This is a genomic window from Bradyrhizobium sp. 613_E4_N2_2, assembly GCF_052075995.1.
In the GTDB taxonomy this organism is placed as follows: Bacteria; Pseudomonadota; Alphaproteobacteria; order Rhizobiales; family Xanthobacteraceae; genus Bradyrhizobium; species Bradyrhizobium barranii.
The window spans coordinates 1,803,723-1,820,941 of sequence record NZ_CP197234.1; the positions used below are offsets into that span (position 1 = coordinate 1,803,723).

Annotated in this window: 19 protein-coding genes; 11 read left to right on the forward strand and 8 right to left on the reverse strand. The window is 64.4% G+C overall.

Annotated elements, in window-relative coordinates; translation table 11 throughout:
• Positions 1-8: 8 nt before the first annotated feature.
• Positions 9-2,258 (reverse strand): xanthine dehydrogenase family protein molybdopterin-binding subunit, encoded by a 2,250-nt coding sequence (locus AB7290_RS08555; RefSeq protein ID WP_085405279.1) that lies wholly within the window; start codon positions 2,256-2,258, stop codon positions 9-11.
• Position 2,259: 1 nt separating this feature from the next.
• Positions 2,260-2,721, reverse strand: a complete 462-nt coding sequence (locus tag AB7290_RS08560; RefSeq protein WP_167768222.1) for a (2Fe-2S)-binding protein — start codon at positions 2,719-2,721, stop codon at positions 2,260-2,262.
• On the opposite strand from AB7290_RS08560, the gene AB7290_RS08565 reads away from it, so the two are divergent.
• Complete coding sequence (locus AB7290_RS08565; protein WP_135216107.1) at positions 2,720-2,938, forward strand: hypothetical protein; 219 nt, start codon at positions 2,720-2,722, stop codon at positions 2,936-2,938. The two genes, AB7290_RS08560 and AB7290_RS08565, sit on opposite strands and share 2 nt — an antisense overlap.
• 16 nt (positions 2,939-2,954) lie before the next feature.
• Here AB7290_RS08565 and AB7290_RS08570 read toward each other — a convergent pair whose 3' ends face one another.
• From AB7290_RS08570 to AB7290_RS08585, 4 genes are read right to left on the reverse strand one after another with little or no spacing between them, the layout of a single operon-like run.
• Positions 2,955-3,683 (reverse strand): aspartate/glutamate racemase family protein, encoded by a 729-nt coding sequence (locus AB7290_RS08570; protein ID WP_085405278.1) that lies wholly within the window; start codon positions 3,681-3,683, stop codon positions 2,955-2,957.
• 39 nt (positions 3,684-3,722) lie between these two features.
• A complete protein-coding gene (locus AB7290_RS08575) occupies positions 3,723-4,481 on the reverse strand; it encodes an amino acid ABC transporter ATP-binding protein (RefSeq protein ID WP_085405277.1) in 759 nt (252 codons plus the stop codon).
• Positions 4,478-5,140: an amino acid ABC transporter permease gene (locus AB7290_RS08580; protein ID WP_085405276.1), complete on the reverse strand. Its 663-nt coding sequence runs from the start codon at positions 5,138-5,140 to the stop codon at positions 4,478-4,480. Before AB7290_RS08580 ends, AB7290_RS08575 begins: the two co-directional genes overlap by 4 nt.
• Positions 5,141-5,150: 10 nt before the next feature.
• On the reverse strand, positions 5,151-5,987 hold the full coding sequence (locus tag AB7290_RS08585) for a transporter substrate-binding domain-containing protein (RefSeq protein ID WP_135216109.1): 837 nt from the start codon (positions 5,985-5,987) through the stop codon (positions 5,151-5,153).
• Positions 5,988-6,224: 237 nt separating this feature from the next.
• On the opposite strand from AB7290_RS08585, the gene AB7290_RS08590 reads away from it, so the two are divergent.
• From AB7290_RS08590 to AB7290_RS08635, 10 genes are all read left to right on the forward strand, one after another.
• Positions 6,225-7,142, forward strand: a complete 918-nt coding sequence (locus tag AB7290_RS08590) for an NAD(P)-dependent oxidoreductase (protein WP_085405275.1) — start codon at positions 6,225-6,227, stop codon at positions 7,140-7,142.
• A 17-nt stretch (positions 7,143-7,159) separates the two neighbouring features.
• Positions 7,160-7,513, forward strand: coding sequence for a RidA family protein (locus AB7290_RS08595; RefSeq protein WP_085405274.1), 354 nt, complete (start codon positions 7,160-7,162; stop codon positions 7,511-7,513).
• 9 nt (positions 7,514-7,522) lie between these two features.
• Positions 7,523-8,749, forward strand: coding sequence for a pyridoxal phosphate-dependent aminotransferase (locus tag AB7290_RS08600; protein WP_085405273.1), 1,227 nt, complete (start codon positions 7,523-7,525; stop codon positions 8,747-8,749).
• Positions 8,746-10,407 carry a thiamine pyrophosphate-binding protein gene (locus tag AB7290_RS08605; protein WP_085405272.1) on the forward strand — a complete coding sequence of 554 codons (1,662 nt, stop codon included), beginning with the start codon at positions 8,746-8,748 and terminating at the stop codon, positions 10,405-10,407. The genes AB7290_RS08600 and AB7290_RS08605 overlap by 4 nt, the downstream gene beginning before the upstream one ends.
• Positions 10,408-10,410: 3 nt before the next feature.
• On the forward strand, positions 10,411-11,676 hold the full coding sequence (locus AB7290_RS08610) for an NAD(P)/FAD-dependent oxidoreductase (protein ID WP_085405271.1): 1,266 nt from the start codon (positions 10,411-10,413) through the stop codon (positions 11,674-11,676).
• Between the two features lie 9 nt (positions 11,677-11,685).
• On the forward strand, positions 11,686-12,429 hold the full coding sequence (locus AB7290_RS08615; RefSeq protein ID WP_071910045.1) for an aspartate/glutamate racemase family protein: 744 nt from the start codon (positions 11,686-11,688) through the stop codon (positions 12,427-12,429).
• A gap of 108 nt (positions 12,430-12,537) precedes the next feature.
• Entirely contained in the window at positions 12,538-13,242 is a 705-nt protein-coding gene (locus AB7290_RS08620; RefSeq protein WP_014492735.1) for a GntR family transcriptional regulator, read from the forward strand.
• Between the two features lie 326 nt (positions 13,243-13,568).
• Complete coding sequence (locus AB7290_RS08625) at positions 13,569-14,111, forward strand: thiamine pyrophosphate-binding protein (protein WP_063981353.1); 543 nt, start codon at positions 13,569-13,571, stop codon at positions 14,109-14,111.
• Complete coding sequence (locus AB7290_RS08630; RefSeq protein ID WP_071910051.1) at positions 14,111-14,701, forward strand: thiamine pyrophosphate-dependent enzyme; 591 nt, start codon at positions 14,111-14,113, stop codon at positions 14,699-14,701. The genes AB7290_RS08625 and AB7290_RS08630 overlap by 1 nt, the downstream gene beginning before the upstream one ends.
• Before the next feature lie 57 nt (positions 14,702-14,758).
• Positions 14,759-15,538, forward strand: a complete 780-nt coding sequence (locus AB7290_RS08635; protein ID WP_038934859.1) for an SDR family NAD(P)-dependent oxidoreductase — start codon at positions 14,759-14,761, stop codon at positions 15,536-15,538.
• A gap of 4 nt (positions 15,539-15,542) precedes the next feature.
• Here the strand turns inward: AB7290_RS08635 and AB7290_RS08640 are convergent, their stop codons facing one another.
• Both AB7290_RS08640 and AB7290_RS08645 read right to left on the reverse strand, forming a co-directional pair.
• Positions 15,543-16,370, reverse strand: a complete 828-nt coding sequence (locus AB7290_RS08640) for a carbohydrate ABC transporter permease (protein WP_081369148.1) — start codon at positions 16,368-16,370, stop codon at positions 15,543-15,545.
• A complete protein-coding gene (locus AB7290_RS08645; protein ID WP_085405270.1) occupies positions 16,367-17,215 on the reverse strand; it encodes a carbohydrate ABC transporter permease in 849 nt (282 codons plus the stop codon). Before AB7290_RS08645 ends, AB7290_RS08640 begins: the two co-directional genes overlap by 4 nt.
• Positions 17,216-17,219 lie beyond the last annotated feature (4 nt).

A 17,219-nucleotide genomic window follows, 5' to 3' on the forward strand; every position in this document is an offset into this window, starting at 1 on the left:
GGCTCGTCTCACACGAAATCGATGAACTTGTTGAAAGGCATTTCGCGGATGCGCTGCCCGGTCGCGGCGAAGATAGCGTTGGCGAGTGCAGGGGCGGCTGGCGGAACAGGCGGCTCTCCGACGCCTCTCACCTTGGGATCGTTCTCGAGCCCGCGAACTTCGATGACGGGGCATTGGTAGATCCGCATCGCTTCGTGATGATTGTAGTTGGTCTGCTGCACCGCGCCCTTGGCGTAGGTGAGCTCGCAATTGATGGCGTGGCCGAGGCCCCAGATGACGCCGCCCTGCACCTGGTTCTCGAAGTTGACGGGATCGACCACCTTGCCGACGTCGACAGCGACCCAGACCTTGTCGATCCTGATGCCTCGCTCCGTCTTCGTGACTTCGACGACTTCGGCTGTCGGCGTGCCGAAGGATTCAACGAACGCGACGCCGCGGCCCCTGCCGTTTCCGAGTGGTCCCTTCCAGTCCGACATCTCCGCGACCGTTTCCAGCACCTTGCGATAATGCGGCACGGTGCACATCGCGATGCGCGCCTTCATGGGATCGAGACCCGCCGCGTGGATCAGCTCGTCGATGAAGCTTTCGGTGAAGAAGCCCGATGTCGAGGCGCCGACCGACCGCCACGTGGTGCTAGGCGAAAGTCCTTGCGCCTCGTAGCTTGTGGCCCGGAAATTGGGGATGTCGTAATAGACATTCCACAGGCCGGCAGCCAATTGCCCATCGGGATCCTTCGAGGGTGTGCCCGAACGCTCGAGCAGCCCCTTGAGCGGAGCAGTCGAGGCCAGTTGCAGATCGGCTGCGACGATCTTGCTCTTGTCGATGCTGCCTCGGTGCCGGGCGATCGCAATCTGCCGCGGAATGTCCTGGAGGAAATCCTCCTCGCGCGAGAACACCAGCTTGATCGGCGTTCCCTTCATCTGATTGGCGATCTCGGCGAGAACGCGGACGTTCTCGTACTCGAGACGGTGGCCAAAGCTTCCACCCGTCCACTGATTGTGGAAGGTGATCTGTTCCGGCTTGAGGCCAATCGCCGTCGCCGCGACATATTGCACGAAACGGGGGCTCTGATGGCCGACCCAGATCTCCATCCCCTTGTCGGTGACGAGGCCGATCCCGTTCAACGGCTCGAGCGGCTGATGCCCCACATAGGGCGCGCGATATTCGGCCTCGACAAGCTTGCCCGTCTTCAGCCCGGCTTCGATATCGCCGATCTTCCGCCACTCCTTGCCCAGGAATTCAGGCTTGAACGAGGATTCAAGAACCTTCCAATGATCCGCCTGCTCGGCGGGATAGGCCGAGGGCGCCCACTCGCAAGTGACGGCGTCGACCGCCTTCATCGCGTACCAGCTGTTCGTGGCGATCACCGCGACGCCATTCTTGATTTCCAGGATCTTCTTGACCCCCGGCATCGATCGCGCCTTGCCGGCGTCGTATGACTTCAGGGGCTGGCCCTTGCCAGGGTTCAGCTTGACGGCGGCATACAGCATGCCGTCCATCTTCTGGTCGATGCCGAACTTCAGCTCGCCCAAGACCTTCGCGCGAACGTCGAGGCGCATCATCGGCTTGCCCAGCATGCGCCATTTCGACGGATCGCGCGGCTTGGCATCGAGCACCGGCGGAATCTTTGCGGCGTCCGCGGAGAGATCGACGTAGGCGATCTTGGTGCCGTTGGGCAGGATCACATGGCCTGATTGGGTGCGCAGGTCGGCCACGGCGACACCCGAACGCTTGGCAGCGGCGGCCTTCAACGTCTCGCGCGCGACCGCGCCGGCAACGCGCAGCTTTTCATAGGTGTCCGGCAGCGTACTCGACCCGCCGGTCATCTGCAGGCCGGACTCTCTCAGCCATTCGAGCGTCTTGGCGCGCGCTTCCTCGGCGGCGGGACTTTGGTCCGCGGCCACGAACGGCGCGAACTCGTCGGCGAAGCCGGTGTTGAAATACGCCGGGCTCGGGCCTGCAAATCGGACTTCGAACTGGCCGGGCTCGAGGTCCATCTCTTCGGCGATCATGATCGGCTGCACCGAGCCGACGCCCTGGCCGATATCGGCGTGCTGGGCGATCAGCGTGATTTTTTCGGGGCTGATCTCGACCCAGGGATTGAAGGTCACGGAATTCGGCGCAAGGCCCGCGGTCAGTGGATTTTCGCTGGCAGTCGCGGCTTGCGCGATGTCGCTGTAGGCGCCGAATGCGATGCCGCCAGCCACGGCGGCAGAGCCGAAAACGAAGGCGCGGCGGGAAAGCGTCTGGTGTCCCATTTCACTTCCCCACCATCTTTGCGGCAGCCGCGTGGATCGCGGTGCGAATGCGCGGGTAGGTGCCGCAACGGCAGAGGTTGCCGGACATCACCTCGTTGATGTCCTCGTCCGTCGGCTTGTCGATCAATCCAAGCAGCGAGATGGCCTGCATGATCTGGCCGGTCTGGCAGTAGCCGCATTGCGGAACCTGATGCTCGATCCAGGCCTGCAGAACGGGATGCTGCTCCCTGTTGTCCAATCCTTCGAGCGTGACGACCGACTTGCCGGCGAGATCGCCGATGCGGGCCTGGCAGGATCGCACGGCGGCTCCGTCGATCTGGACGGTGCAGGCACCGCATTGCGCGACGCCGCAGCCATATTTCGGACTGGTGATGCCGAGCTCGTCGCGGAGCACCCAGAGCAGGGGCATCTCGGGAACGACGTCGACCTGGCGCTTGGTCCCGTTGACCGTGAGCTCGATCATGTCGATGTTCCTTTCGCGCGTCCTCGCGGGACGTGAGGTCGAACAGGCACGCTCCAGCGAGCGTCGTCGAAGGTTGGACCGGCGTGGTCAGCGTGCCGCGCAAGCGCCGATGCTGTCAAACGACGACCCCGCAGCATTTGCGAATTCGCACGAAGAGTATGGTGTGAATTTTTGCCGCGCCTTTGGCGCGATTGACAATCGATTCAATTGCCGCTGATCGTCTGGAAGGGCGATCAGCGCAAGAATGGCACGGGATGGGCCGCGCGATAGAAGAAGTTGATCAACGTGTTGATGTCGAACACCGGAAGGCCCGAGACTTCGGCGACGTCCCGCGAGAACGGGCACATGTTGGTGCATTCGAACAGGATCGCACCCGGGTTTTTGCAGGACGCCATGAAGGCTTCCGTCATCTCGATCATCTCGGCGCGGAGGACGTCGGTGTCCAGTTCCTCGCGGCCGAGAATGTAGGTTGCGGGAAACTGCGCATCGGGCTTCATGCCCTGGATCTGGACGGGGATCTCGTCCGGCGACCAGCCGACACCGCGGAAATGCCCCTCGTTCATGTGGTGGCCGCGTTCGGTGAAGATGCCGATGACCTTGCCCGGCGGCAGCATGGCATGGATCAACGGTGCCTGGATCAGGCTCGAGGTGAAGACCGGGATGTTCACGGCGGCCGCGAGTTGTTTCTGGAATGGCGCGAGGAAGCCACAGCTCGTCGTGATCGCCTTGACGCCGTCGGCTTCCAGCTCGCGGGCCGCCGCGATGAACGGCTCGAGCAGGGCGGGATCGGGATGGTCGCCCATGATCCTTGTGGCGTGTGCGCCGCGCACGATCTTGTAGCGCACCGGGAAATCATAGGAGAGCGCATTGCCGATGTCGCCGCGCGGGCGCGGGAAGCGGGTATCGAGCATCAGGATGCCGATCGTCTCGCCGTAATTCGTGAAGCCGCCGCGGAGTTTCATGGGTGTCCCCACCGATTCGGAAAGGTCGTGCCAGGCAGTCTAATGCGTCTCGTGAAACCGGCTGAGGAAGGACTTCAGCCGTTCGCTGCGGGGCTGGCGGATGGTCTCTTCGGGCGTGCCGATCTCGGCCATGATGCCGTCGTTCATGAAGCCGACGCGGGTGGAGACGTCGGCGGCGAAGGCCATCTCGTGCGTCACCAGCACCATGGTCATGCCTTCGCTCGCAAGGCTGCGGATGACGGAGAGGACTTCGCCGACAAGCTCGGGATCGAGCGCCGAGGTCGGCTCGTCGAACAGCATCACGTCCGGCTTCATGGCGAGCGCGCGCGCGATCGCGACGCGCTGCTTCTGGCCGCCGGACAGGCGGCTCGGAAAGGCATCGGCCTTGTCGGCGAGGCCGACCTTGGCGAGCAGATCGCGGCCGAGCGCATCGGCTTCGTTTCGCGCCATGCCCTTCACCTGCACCGGCCCCTCTGTGACGTTTGCGAGCACCGACATGTGCGGGAACAGGTTGAAATGCTGGAACACCATGCCGACGCTGCGCCGAAGCAGCGCGAGCTGCGCATCGCCGGCGGCGCGCATGCCTTTGCCGAAGGCGAATTTGTGCGTGCCGATCGCAAGCTCGCCCTGCTGCGGCATTTCCAGGAGGTTCAGGCAGCGCAGGAAGGTGGACTTGCCGGAGCCGGAGGCGCCGATCAGGGTGACGACCTCGCCGCGTGCGACCGAGAGCGAGACGCCCTTGAGCACCTCGTGGTCGCCGAACGCCTTGTGGATGTTGTCAGCGATCAGAGCACTCATCGGTGCGCTCCCATCCTCAGCTCGACCCTATCAGCGACCAGCGTCAGCGGGAACAGCACGACGAAATAGAGCACGGCGATCGTGGTGTAGACCTCGAGCGGCTTGTAGCTCGACGCCGTGATGACAGTGCCCTGGTAAAGCAGGTCACCGACCGCGACCACCGACACCAGCGAGGTGTTCTTGAGCTGCATGATGGTCTGGTTGATGAAGGAGGGGATCATCACCTGCGTCGCCTGCGGCAGCACGATGCGGCGAAAGATCTTGCCGCGGCGCATGCCGATGGCGCGGCCGGCCTCCCACTGGCCGGTGTCGACGGCCTCGATGCCGCCACGGAAGATTTCCGCATAGAACGAGCCGGCATAGAGCGACAGCGCGATGAAGCAGGCCATCGCCGGCGACATGTCGACGCCGATCAGCACGGGCAGGGCGTAGTAGACCCAGATCAGCTGCACCAGCAGCGGCGTGCAGCGGAACACCTCGATATAGAGACGCAACGGCACCGTGACCCAGCGCGGTGCCGTCGTGCGCAGGATGCCGACGAACAGTCCGATGGCGAGACCCGCGACCACCGTGGTCACCGTGTAATACACGGTGACCAGGAGCCCTTGGCAGATCAGGCCCCAATACGGCTTGAGCGCCGCGAAGTCCCAGACGTACATCGATCGACCGTCAGAACTGCACTTCGGGCGGGAGATCGTCGGCGGTGAGGCCGACCGCCTCAAAACCCTTGAGCATCCATTCGCGGGTCTGGCCCATCGCGCGGTTGTAGTCGGCCCAGGCGCTGAGGAAATCCTTGTAGCGGCGGTCGCTCTCGGCGCGGATGCCCATGTTGGTCGGCAGCGTCAGCAGCGGGCGCGGAATGGCGAGATCGCCGAGGTTCGGGTTCTTCTTCAGCGTCGAGACCGAAAGCACCGCCAGCGAGACGTTGCAGTCGGCGCGGCCGGTCGCAACCGCCAGGATCGCCTCGTCGCGGTTCTTGAAGCCGAGGATGGTCGCCTTCGGGCAGTAGCGGCGCGCGATCGTCTCGTGGGTCGAGCCGATATCGACGGCGATCTTGACCTCGGGCTTGTTGAGCTCGGCCCAGGTCTGCGGCTTGGCAAAGCCCTTCTTGGTGATGACGGTGAAGGAGTGCACCAGGATCGGCGTCGAGAAGTCGATGACGAGCGCGCGCTCCGGCGTCGGGTTCACGGCGAAGGCGAGGTCGACCTTGTCGGCCTGGAGATCGAGGATCTGGTTGCCCCAGGTCGATTCCAGCGTCTCGACCTTGGCGCCCAGCTTGCCGGCGATGTCCTTGGCCATGTCGATGCAGGCGCCCGACCATTCGTTGGTGGCGAGGTCCTTATGGAAATAGGGCTCCTGGCCGACGATGACGGCGACGCGCAGCACGCCATTCTTCTTGATGCGGTCGAGCGTGGAGGCCGGCGCATCGGCCTTGGCCGAGCCGCTCGCGGCGGCGATCGCTGCGCCTGCCAGCGCGACTGTGGTGAGAGCATCCCTGCGATTCATGGTCTCTGTCTCCCTGGAATCTGGGTCGGATCGTGTCCGGCCTCTGGACTATTTCTGTATTCAGGATAAAATGCAATACGGTATTTCGACTTGCTGGCCATTTGGGCGGCAAGGCAGAAATGAGCCCAATATCTTGGCAGGATTGCGCAAAATTCCTGATGGGGAGGGGTTGTAAATTGCATTTAAGTCTGAATACAAGACTGAACGCAATACGGAAGTGAGCTGAAGGAGAGGCCTGTGCGCGCCCTATTCGTCGATGCGAACGAGACCCTGGCGGCGGTGACCGACAAGCTGCTGGCCTCGCAGAAGCTGCCGGTCAGCATCAACCGCAATCCCTCGATCAAGCCCGACGATCTGCCCGGCCTGCTCGGCGATGCCGAGATCATGATCGTCGACCACACGGCGGTGCCATCAGCGATTGCCGAGAAATGCGCGAAGCTGAAGCACGTCGTCTTCCTCGGCACCGGCGCGCGCAGCTACATGAATCCGGAAGAGCTCGCTGAGCGCGGCGTCTCCGTCCACACCATCAAGGGTTATGGCGATACGGCCGTTGCCGAATGCGCGATCGCGCTGATGTGGGCGTCTGCGCGAAATTTTGGCGAGATGGACCGCGGCATGCGCGAGGGCAACTGGCTGCGCCGTGACGCGATGCAGCTCACCGGCAAGACGCTCGGCCTGATCGGCTTCGGCGGCATCGCGGCGGAAGCCGCGCGCATGGCGGCGGGCTGCGGCATGAAGGTGATCGCCTGGAACAGGACGCCGAAGACCCATCCCGGCGTCGAGTTCGTCTCGCTGCAGAAGCTGCTCGCCGAGAGCCACGTCGTCTCGCTGCATCTCTTGCTCAACGACGAGACCAAGGGTTTCCTGTCGCGCGAGCGCATCGCGCAGATGCGCCCCGGCAGCATTCTGATCAACACGGCGCGCGGCGCTGTGGTCGATGAAGACGCAATGCTGGATGCGCTGCGCTCCGGCCACATCGCCCATGCCGGCCTCGACGTCTTCACCGTCGAGCCGCTTCCCGCCGGTCATCCCGTGACCAAGCTGCCGAACGTGACGCTATCGGCGCATTCGGCGTTCCGCACGCCCGAGGCGAGTGACAATCTCATCGGCGCGGCGCTCGACCACTGCCGCCGCATCATCGCCACCGGCAAGTAAAGACATAAGGACATCCCATGTCGGATATCACTCGCATCGACCAGAACGCCCGCCGCAGCCGCGCTTCCGTGTTCGGCGATCTCGTCTTCCTCGCAGGTCAGGTGGCGGATACCAAGGCCGCTGATATCACCCAGCAAACGAAAGAGGCGCTGGCGAAGGTCGACGACATGCTGGCGCGCGCCGGCACCGACAAGTCCCGCCTGCTCAGCGTGCAGGTCTGGCTCAAGAACATGGACGATTTCGACGCCATGAATGCGGTCTATGATGCCTGGGTCGTGCCCGGCAACACGCCGACCCGCGCTTGCGGCAAGGTCGAGCTTGCCGATCCCGCCTTCCGTATCGAGGTGATCGCGATCGCCGCGCGCAGTTGAGGCTCGGCCGTGACTGTCCAGGCGCCCGCATCGACCTTCCGTCCCGCCCAGCGCATCAGCGCGATCGGCGTCTCCGAGATCCTCAAGATCGGCGCGGTCGCGCAGCGGCTGAAGCGTGAGGGGCGACCGGTGATCGTGCTGGGCGCCGGCGAGCCTGACTTCGATACGCCTGATCATGCCAAGGACGCGGCCGAGCGCGCCATCCGCGCCGGCCAGACCAAATACACCATCCTCGACGGCACCGTGGAATTGAAGGCGGCGATCGCCGAGAAATTCCGCCGCGAGAACGATCTCGTCTATGCCGCCGACGAGATCACCGCAGGCGCCGGCGCCAAGCAGGTGATCCACAACGCCTTCATGGCGACGCTCAGCCCCGGGGACGAGGTCATCCTCGCCGCGCCCTATTGGACCAGCTATGCCGACATGGTGCGCATCGCCGACGGCACGCCGGTGGACGTGCTCTGCCGCGAGGAGAACGGGTTTCGCCTCGACGCCGCCGATCTCGAACGCGCGATCACGCCGAAGACGCGCTGGCTGCTGCTGAACTCGCCGTCCAATCCGACCGGAGCCGCCTATTCGGCCGCGCAGCTTCGCCCGATCCTGGATGTGCTCAAGCGCCATCCGCATGTCTGGTTGATGGCGGACGATATCTACGAGCACCTGATCTATGACGGCATGCCGTTCGTGACCGCAGCGGCGCTCGAGCCGAGCCTGAAATCACGCACGCTGACCGTGAATGGTGTTTCCAAGGCCTACGCCATGACCGGCTGGCGCGTCGGCTATGGCGGCGGCCCGCGCGAATTGATCGCAGCGATGGCGGTGGTGCAGAGCCAGAGCACGACCAATCCCTCCTCGGTGAGCCAGGCCGCTGCGATCGCCGCGCTGACCGGCCCGCAGGACGTGCTGATCGAGCGCCGTGCCGCGTTCCAGCGCCGCCGAGACATCGTGGTCGATGCGCTCAACGCCATCGACGGCGTCAGCTGCCGCCGGCCGGAAGGGGCGTTCTATACCTATGCGAGCTGCGCCGGCCTGATCGGCCGCCGCACGCCGGATGGGACCGTTATCGATAGCGACGCCGCGTTCTGCCGCTTCCTGCTGGAGAGGCATGACGTGGCCGTGGTGCCGGGCAGCTGTTTCGGCCTTGCACCTTATTTCCGCCTGTCCTACGCCACCTCGGAACAAAACTTGCGCGAGGCCGTGATGCGCATCGCCAAAGCCTGCAGGGAGCTGTCATGACCATTCGCAACACCCGCACCGGGGGCCAGATCCTGATCGATCAGCTCGTCGCCCAAGGCGTCGAGCGCGTCACCTGCGTGCCGGGCGAGAGCTACCTCGCGGCACTCGACGCGCTGCATGACAGCCCGATCGACGTCGTGATCTGCCGCGCCGAGGGTGGTGCTGCGATGATGGCGGAAGCCTATGGCAAGCTCACCGGCCGTCCCGGAATCTGCTTCGTCACCCGCGGCCCCGGTGCCACCAATGCCAGCCACGGCGTCCACATCGCGATGCAGGATTCGACGCCGATGATCCTGTTCGTCGGACAGGTCGACACCGGCATGCGCGAGCGCGAGGCGTTCCAGGAGCTCGACTACAAGGCGGTGTTCGGCACCATGGCGAAATGGGCCGTCGAGATCGATCGCCCCGATCGCATTCCGGAGCTGGTCGCGCGTGCCTTCCGCGTCGCCATGCAGGGCCGTCCGGGCCCCGTGGTGATCGCGCTGCCGGAGAACATGCTGACCGAGACGGCGGCCGTTGCCGACGCCATGCGCATCGAGCCGGCCGTGAGCTGGCCGGCACCATCAGATCTCGAGCGCGTCGGCGCCATGCTCGCGAGCGCCAAGGCGCCGCTCGTCATCCTCGGCGGCTCGCGCTGGACGGATGAGGCGACCAAGAGCATCGCGCGCTTCGCCGAACGGTTCGACCTGCCGGTCGCGACCTCGTTCCGCCGGGCCTCGCTGATCGATGCCGATCATTCGCATTATGCCGGCGATCTCGGCATCGGGCCGAGCCCGGGCCTGAAGGCGCGCATCGACAACGCCGACGTCATTCTCCTGATCGGCGGCCGCATGTCGGAGATGCCGTCCTCGTCCTACACGCTGTTCGATATCCCGACGCCGAAGCAGAAGCTGATCCACGTGCATCCGGGCTCGGAAGAGCTCGGGCGCATCTACCAGCCTGAGCTCGCGATCCAGGCGACGCCTGCCGCGTTCGCGGCCGCCGTCGAGACGCTGAAGCCCGCTGGCGCCGTTGCCTGGAAGGGCGAGGCCGCCAAGGCGCATGCCGATTACCTCGCCTGGACCGACAAGGCGCGTGAGCTGCCGGGCACATTCCAGTACGGCCAGGTCATGACCTGGCTCCGCGACCGCCTGCCGAAGGACGCGATCGTCTGCAACGGCGCCGGCAACTATGCCGGCTGGATCCATCGCCATCACCGTTTCCACAGCTTTGCCGCCCAGCTCGCGCCGACTTCGGGCTCGATGGGATATGGCGTGCCGGCTGCGGTGCTTGCAAAGCGGCAATATCCGGATCGCGTCGTCGTCGCCTTTGCCGGTGATGGCTGCTTCCTGATGAATGGCCAGGAATTCGCGACCGCCGTGCAGTACGACGCGCCGCTGGTGGTCATCGTCGTCGACAACTCGCAATACGGCACCATCCGTATGCACCAGGAGCGTGATTATCCTGGCCGCGTGGTCGGAACTCAGCTCAAGAACCCTGACTTTGCGATGTATGCGAAGGCATTCGGTGGCCATGGCGAGCGCGTCGAGCGCACCGAAGAGTTTGCGCCGGCGTTCGAGCGCGCGCTCGCTTCGGGCAAGCCGTCGATCCTCCACTGCATCATCGATCCGCGCGCGATCTCGGTCGGCAAGGATTTCGCGCCGGCGGTGAAGGCGTAGCCGATGTCGGAAGGCCGCCACGTCGCTATCATCGGAGCCGGCGCGGTCGGCGTGATCAGCGCCATCGAGGCGCTGCGCGAGGGGCATCGCGTCACGCTGATCGACGCAGGCGAGCCCGGTGGCGAACAGGCGGCGAGCTACGGCAATGCCGGCTGGCTCTCCTCCCATTCGGTGATTCCGCCGGCCGAGCCGGGCCTCTGGAAGAAGGTGCCGGGTTATCTGATGGACCCGCTCGGCCCGCTCGCGATCCGCTGGTCTTACTTGCCGAAGGCGCTGCCCTGGCTGGTCAAGTATTTGCTCTCCGGCTGGACCGAGGCACGGGTCGAGAAGACGGCGTTTGCGCTGCGCGATCTGCTGAAGGACGCGCCGCTGCTGCACAAGAAGCTCGCGGAAGAAGCGGGCGTGCCCGAGTTGGTCGAGCGCAACGGCGTGATGCACGTATTCCCGTCGCGCGGCAATTTCGACAGCAATCTCGGCTGGCGCCTGCGCAAGAAAGTCGGCGTCGAATGGATGGAGCTGAACGCCGACGAGATGCGTCAGCGCGAGCCGGATCTGCATCCGCGCTACACCTTTGGCGTGGTGGTGGAGGAGGCCGGACGCTGCCGTGATCCCGGCGCTTACGTTGCGGCGCTGGCCCAGCATGCGCTCGCGAGCGGTGCCAAGCTCGTTCATGCCAGGGCGACCGGTCTGAAGCTTTCAGGCAACAAGCTCGTTGCCGTTCTCACCGAGACCGGTGAGATTGCTTGCGATGCCGCGGTGGTCGCCGCCGGCGCGCGGTCAAAACAGCTCACCGCATCCGTCGGCGATCCCTTGCCGCTCGAAACCGAGCGCGGCTATCACGTCATGATCGAGAACCCGGAATCGGGTCCGCGCAGCTCGATGATGGCGTCCGACGTCAGCATGGTGGTGAACTGGACCGACAAGGGCCTGCGCGCCGCCGGCACGGTCGAGATCGCGGGCCTCGAGGCCGCGCCGAACTGGAAGCGCGCCGAAATCCTGCGCAACAACCTCTTCAGCATGTTCCCGAAACTGCCGAAGGATATTCCAGATTCGCGCATCAAAACCTGGTTCGGCCATCGGCCGAGCATGCCGGATGGGCTGCCCTGCATCGGCCATGCGCGTGCCTCGTGCGATATCGTCTACGCCTTCGGCCATGGCCATGTCGGCCTGGTCGGATCGGCGCGCACCGGCCGTCTGGTCGCCCAGCTCCTGAGCGGCAAGCAGCCGGAGATCCCGCTTGCGCCGTTCGCGCCCACTCGCTTCCTCTGAGAACGCACCATGACCTATCCAGCCAACTCGTCCTCTCGCATCGCCCGCGGCGGCAAGGCCATCTATGGCGCGCCGCTCGGCATTTTGATGCTGGAAGCGCGCTTTCCCCGCATTCCCGGCGACATGGGCAACGGCACGACCTGGCCGTTCCCCGTGCTCTATCGCGTGGTGAGCGGCGCGTCGCCGGAGAAGGTGGTGCTGAAGGGCGCCGCCGGCCTGCTGCCGGATTTCATCGAGGCGGCGAAGGATCTGGTCCGGTTGGGCGCGGAAGCCATCACCACCAATTGCGGCTTCCTCTCGCTGTTTCAGAAGGAGATCGCGGCCGCCGTCGGCGTTCCCGTTGCGACCTCGTCGCTGATGCAGGTGCCGTGGGTGCAGGCGACCTTGCCGCCAGGCAAGCGCGTCGGCCTCGTCACGGTATCAGGTTCGACCTTGACGCCGGCCCATCTCGAAGGCGCCGGCGTGCCGCTCGATACGCCACTGGTCGGCACCGAGCACGGCAAGGAATTCTTTCGCGTCCTGATCAAGGCCGAGAAGGATGACATGGATGTGGCCCAGGCCGAGCGTGACGTGGTCGAGGCGGGCAAGGAGCTGGTCGCGAAAAATCCGGATGTCGGCGCCATCGTGCTCGAATGCACCAACATGCCGCCTTATGCGGCAGCTCTGCAGGCCGAAGTTGGCCTGCCGGTCTACGACATCTATTCCATGATCACCTGGTTTCATGCTGGACTGCGCCCGCGCGCGTTTGCCTGAGCCCGGCTGTCGCAAAGCTATGCACAAGATGTGCTAGGCAGCTGTTTGGATTGCAATCGTCCATGCAGCCCCGGTATATTGGGCTGTGTTCGGGCATGAATGCAGCTTATGAAGAGCAACGTGGAACTGGCTTCCGATAGTATCGTCGATCGCGTCTATGAACAGCTCAAGGCGATGGCCGTGAGCTATGAGTTCAAGCCGGGCGAACGGCTCAACGAGGGCGAGCTGGCAAAACGCCTCGGCGTCAGCCGCACGCCGCTGCGCGAAGCGCTCAACCGTCTCAACACCGAAGGCTTCCTGCGCTTCACGCCGGGCAAGGGCTTCTTCTGCCGCGAGCTCGACGCGCACGAGATCTTCGATCTCTACGAGCTGCGCAAGTCGATCGAGGTCGCCTCGATCCGCCTTGCCATCAAGCGCGCCAGGGACGAGGACATCGACGCGCTCCTGAAATTCCTCGAAGCCACCGGTCCCGATCCCGGCGAGCGTTCGTCGGTGGAGCTGGTCGAACTCGACGAGACCTTTCACGAGCGGCTGATGGGGATGTCGAACAACGCCGAGATGCTGCGCGTGCTGCGCAACGTCAACGCCCGCATCCGCTTCGTGCGCTGGATCGACATGGACCGCATCAACCGCTCCAACACCCAGGCCGAGCACCGCGCTGTCGTCGAAGGACTGAAAGCGCGCGACGAAGAGGCCTGCGTCTCGGTGCTGGAGAAGCACATCGACCGCCGATTGGATCGCATCACCTCGGCGATCAAGGAAGGCTACGCGCAGATCTACATGCCGGCTGCGGCGAGGTCTGCGGCGAATTGAGTCGCTAGTCCAAGCGACAGTGTCTCTTCCCTTCTCCCCTTGTGGGAGAAGGTGGCGCGAAGCGCCGGATGAGGGGTATCTCTCCGCGCATATCGATGCATATGAATGCGCCGAGAGATACCCCTCACCCCAATGAGTTTGTATCTTCCTGCGGTGATGCCCTCTCCCACAAGGGGAGAGGGCGCAGTCATGCGCATCGTGCTCTGGTCCAGGCGACAACGGAAAAGGCAGCTATACAATCCTTCAATACCTGATCGTGCCAGACGGTCAGAGCCGTCGCGCGGAATAATCGCTAGGGTCCGCTCGAATTTCACGGAGACCTCGCGGTGCACAGCCCTCAACCGAATCCTGAAACGCGCAGCAGCGACGACTGGCCGTCCGAGCTCTATCGTATCCTCAAAGCCGCCGACGTCAGGCAGATGTCCTACGTGCCGGATGCCGGCCACAGCCAGCTCATCCGCATGTTCTCGGCCGACCGCGACGTCACCACCAACGTGCTGACGACCGAGGAGGAGGGCATCGCCATCGCCGCCGGCGCCTGGCTCGGCGGTCAGCGCAGCGTGCTGCTGATGCAGTCGAGCGGCGTCGGCAATTGCATCAACATGCTGTCGCTGTCGGCGATCGGGCGCTTTCCGCTGCTGATGCTGGTGACCATGCGCGGCGAATGGGCCGAATTCAATCCGTGGCAGGTGCCGATGAGCCGGGCGACGCAGCCGTCGCTGGAAGCGATCGGCCTGAAAGTGATGCGCGCGGAGACGGCGGAGGATCTGGTCGAGACCGTCGAATCGGCGGCATCGCTCGCCTACGAGTCCGATCAGCAGATTGCGGTCCTGATCGGGCAGCGCCTGATCGGCAAGAAGAAGTGGTGATGCCGATGCAAGCTCAACTCGATCGTCGCGCCGCTGTCGCCGCGCTCCTGAAGGACCGCAAGGACACGCTGGTCGTCTCCGGTCTCGGCTCGCCCACCTACGACCTGCATTCCGTGGGGGATCACGACGGCAATTTTTATCTCTGGGGCGCAATGGGTGGTGCCGCGTTGATCGCGCTTGGGCTCGCGCAGGCGCAGCCGGGCAAGCGCGTCCTTGCGTTGACGGGCGATGGCGAGCAGTTGATGGGTCTCGGCGGCATCGCCACCATCGGCGTCGCGCGTCCGCGCAATCTCGACATCGTCGTGATCGACAATCAGCATTTTGGCGAGACCGGCATGCAGGCGAGCCACACCGGCCGCGGCGTCGATCTCACGGCAATTGCCGCCGCCTGCGGCTTCGCCGCGACCGGGACCGTGCGGACGCTCGAGGAGGTGCAGCGCCTCGCCGCGCAGATCGCCGGACCGGCCGACGGCCCGCGGCTTTTTGTCATCAAGGTTCTGGCGGAAAATCCGCCGCGCTCGCTGCCCTCGCGCGATGCCGTCTTTATCAAGAACCGGTTCCGTGCTCATCTCGGCTTCGCGGCGGCTTGAACCGGGGTCCTCTCCGGGATAGCTCGCTGCCCAAGCAGCTATCCTGGAGTGAGACCCATGAAACTATCCGGCAAGGTCGCCGTCATCACCGGCGCAGCGCGCGGCATCGGCAAGGCGTGCGCAAAGCGGTTCCTCGACGACGGCGTCAAGGTCGTCATCTCGGACGTCGATACGGATGAGCTCGAGAAGACGGTCAACGAGCTGGGCAAGCCCAAGGAATTGTATGCCGTGCCATGTCACGTCGCGCGGCGTGCGGACGTCGATCGCGCGGTGGCGACCGCGGTCAGGGAATTCGGCCGGCTCGACATCATGGTCAACAATGCCGGCGTCGCCCGCAACCGCGACATCCTGGAGATTTCGGAAGAGGAATTCGACGAAATCATCGGCATCAATCTGAAGGGCGCGTTCTTCGGCGTCCAGGCGGCGGCCAAGCAGATGATCGCGCAGGGCGGCGGCGGGGTCATCATCAACATGTCCTCGGTGAACGCGCTGCTGGCGATCCCGACGCTTGCGACCTACGCCATCTCCAAGGGCGGCATGAAGCAGCTGACCTCGGTCGCCGCCGTCGCGCTCGCTCCGCACAACATCCGCGTCGTGGCGGTCGGGCCGGGCACGATTTTGACCGACATGGTGGCGTCGTCCATCTACACCTCGGAGGATGCCCGCAAGACGGTGATGTCACGCACGCCGGCGGGTCGCGGCGGTGAGCCGAGCGAGGTGGCCTCCGTCGTGGCGTTCCTGGCGAGTGATGATGCGTCTTACATCACCGGGCAGACGATCTATCCGGATGGCGGGCGGTTGATCCTGAACTACACGGTGCCGGTGAAGGAGAAGTAGGGCTTCAAGACTTCACCGCGCCCGACGTCATGCCGTCGATGAACTGACGCTGCAGCAGCACGAAGATCGCAACGATCGGCAGCACGATGGTGACGGCTGCGGCCAGCATCTCGCCCCAGTCGGTCGAATACTGGCCGGTCAGATTGTAGAAGCGCACGATCGCGGTGACGTTGCTGTCGTTCTGCAGGAACGTCACGGCGATGACGAACTCGTTCCAGGCGTTCAGCCCGACGATGATGGCGACCGTGAGCAGCCCGGGCCGCATCATCGGCAGGATCACGTACCAGAAGGTCTGCCACGGCTTTGCGCCGTCAACTTGGGCTGCTTCCTCGAGCGCGACGGGAATCGCGAGCGCGTAGGTGCGCAAGAGGAAAATCGCAAACGGCGAGAACATCGCCGTGTAGATCAGCGCCACCGCGGGGATCGAATTGACCAGCCCGAGCTTCGCGAAGATGAAGTAGAGCGGGTAGAGATAGAGCTGCACGGGCACGGTGATCGTGGCCATGAAGTAGAAGGTGATGAAGCGCCAGAATTTTCCCTTCTGCCGCGCAAGCACATAGGCGCAGGGCGTCGCGGTGACGCACACCATCAGAATGGTCAGGATCGCGACTTCGGCACTGTGCAGCAGGCTCGGGCCGAGTTGGGCGTTGCGCCAGGCGGAGGAAAAATTCTCCCAGTGCAACTGGGTCGGCAGCGCGAGCGGATTGCTGCCGATCTCGACCGTCGTCTTCAGTGCGTTCATCACGGCGAGCACGATCGGCAGCAGCGAGCTGAACGATGCGATGCCGATCAGCCCGAGGCTGAATGTCCTGCTCCAGCGATCCCCGATCATGTCGATTGCGCGTCGTCGGTGATCTGGAGCCAGAGATAGACGGCGGTGGCACACAGGCCGAACAGGCTCATGACGCAGGCGGCGGCTGCAGCCTGGCCGACGTCGCCTTCGAAGAAGGCGTGGCGGTAGGCAAACGTCGCCAGCACCTCGCTGCCATAGGCGGGGCCGCCGCGGGTGACGATGAAGATGAATTCGAAGACCTGGAACGACCAGATCACGGTCAGGATCAGCATCAAGGTCAGGGTCGGGCGGATGCCCGGGATCAGAACGTAGCGGAACAAAGCAAAGAAGCCGGCTCCGTCGAGCCGCGCGGCTTCGATCTGGTCGATGCTGATCTGCCGCATCGCCGACAGGAACACGACCGCGAGAAATCCCCACCAGTGCCAGATGTCGACCGCGGCCACAGCATAGAGCGAGCGGTCGGGATCGGCGAGGGGATCGGAGATCGAAAAGCCGTGCTCGTTCAACCAGGCGACGACGCCGGTCGCGGGGCTGAAGATCATGCCCTGAAAGATGCGGCCCGTGACTGCGACAGCGATGATGCGCGGCAGGAAGATGATGGACTGGACCACGATGCGCGCCTTCGGCGCCATCAGCAGCGCGGCTGCCATCACGAGCGCGAGGCAGACCGGCACGGTGAGGAAGATCGCCGTCCAGATGAAGTTATTTGTCAGCGCCGACCAGAACACGGGATCGGCGAACATGTTCTGGAAGTTGGCCAGTCCCGCCCACGCCGGCTTTCCGACACCGTCCCACATGAAGAACGCCGCCGTGAATGTCAGCACGGCGGGAACCAGGATGATGCAGACGTTAATCAGGAGCGCTGGAAGCGCGAAGAGCCACATCGTG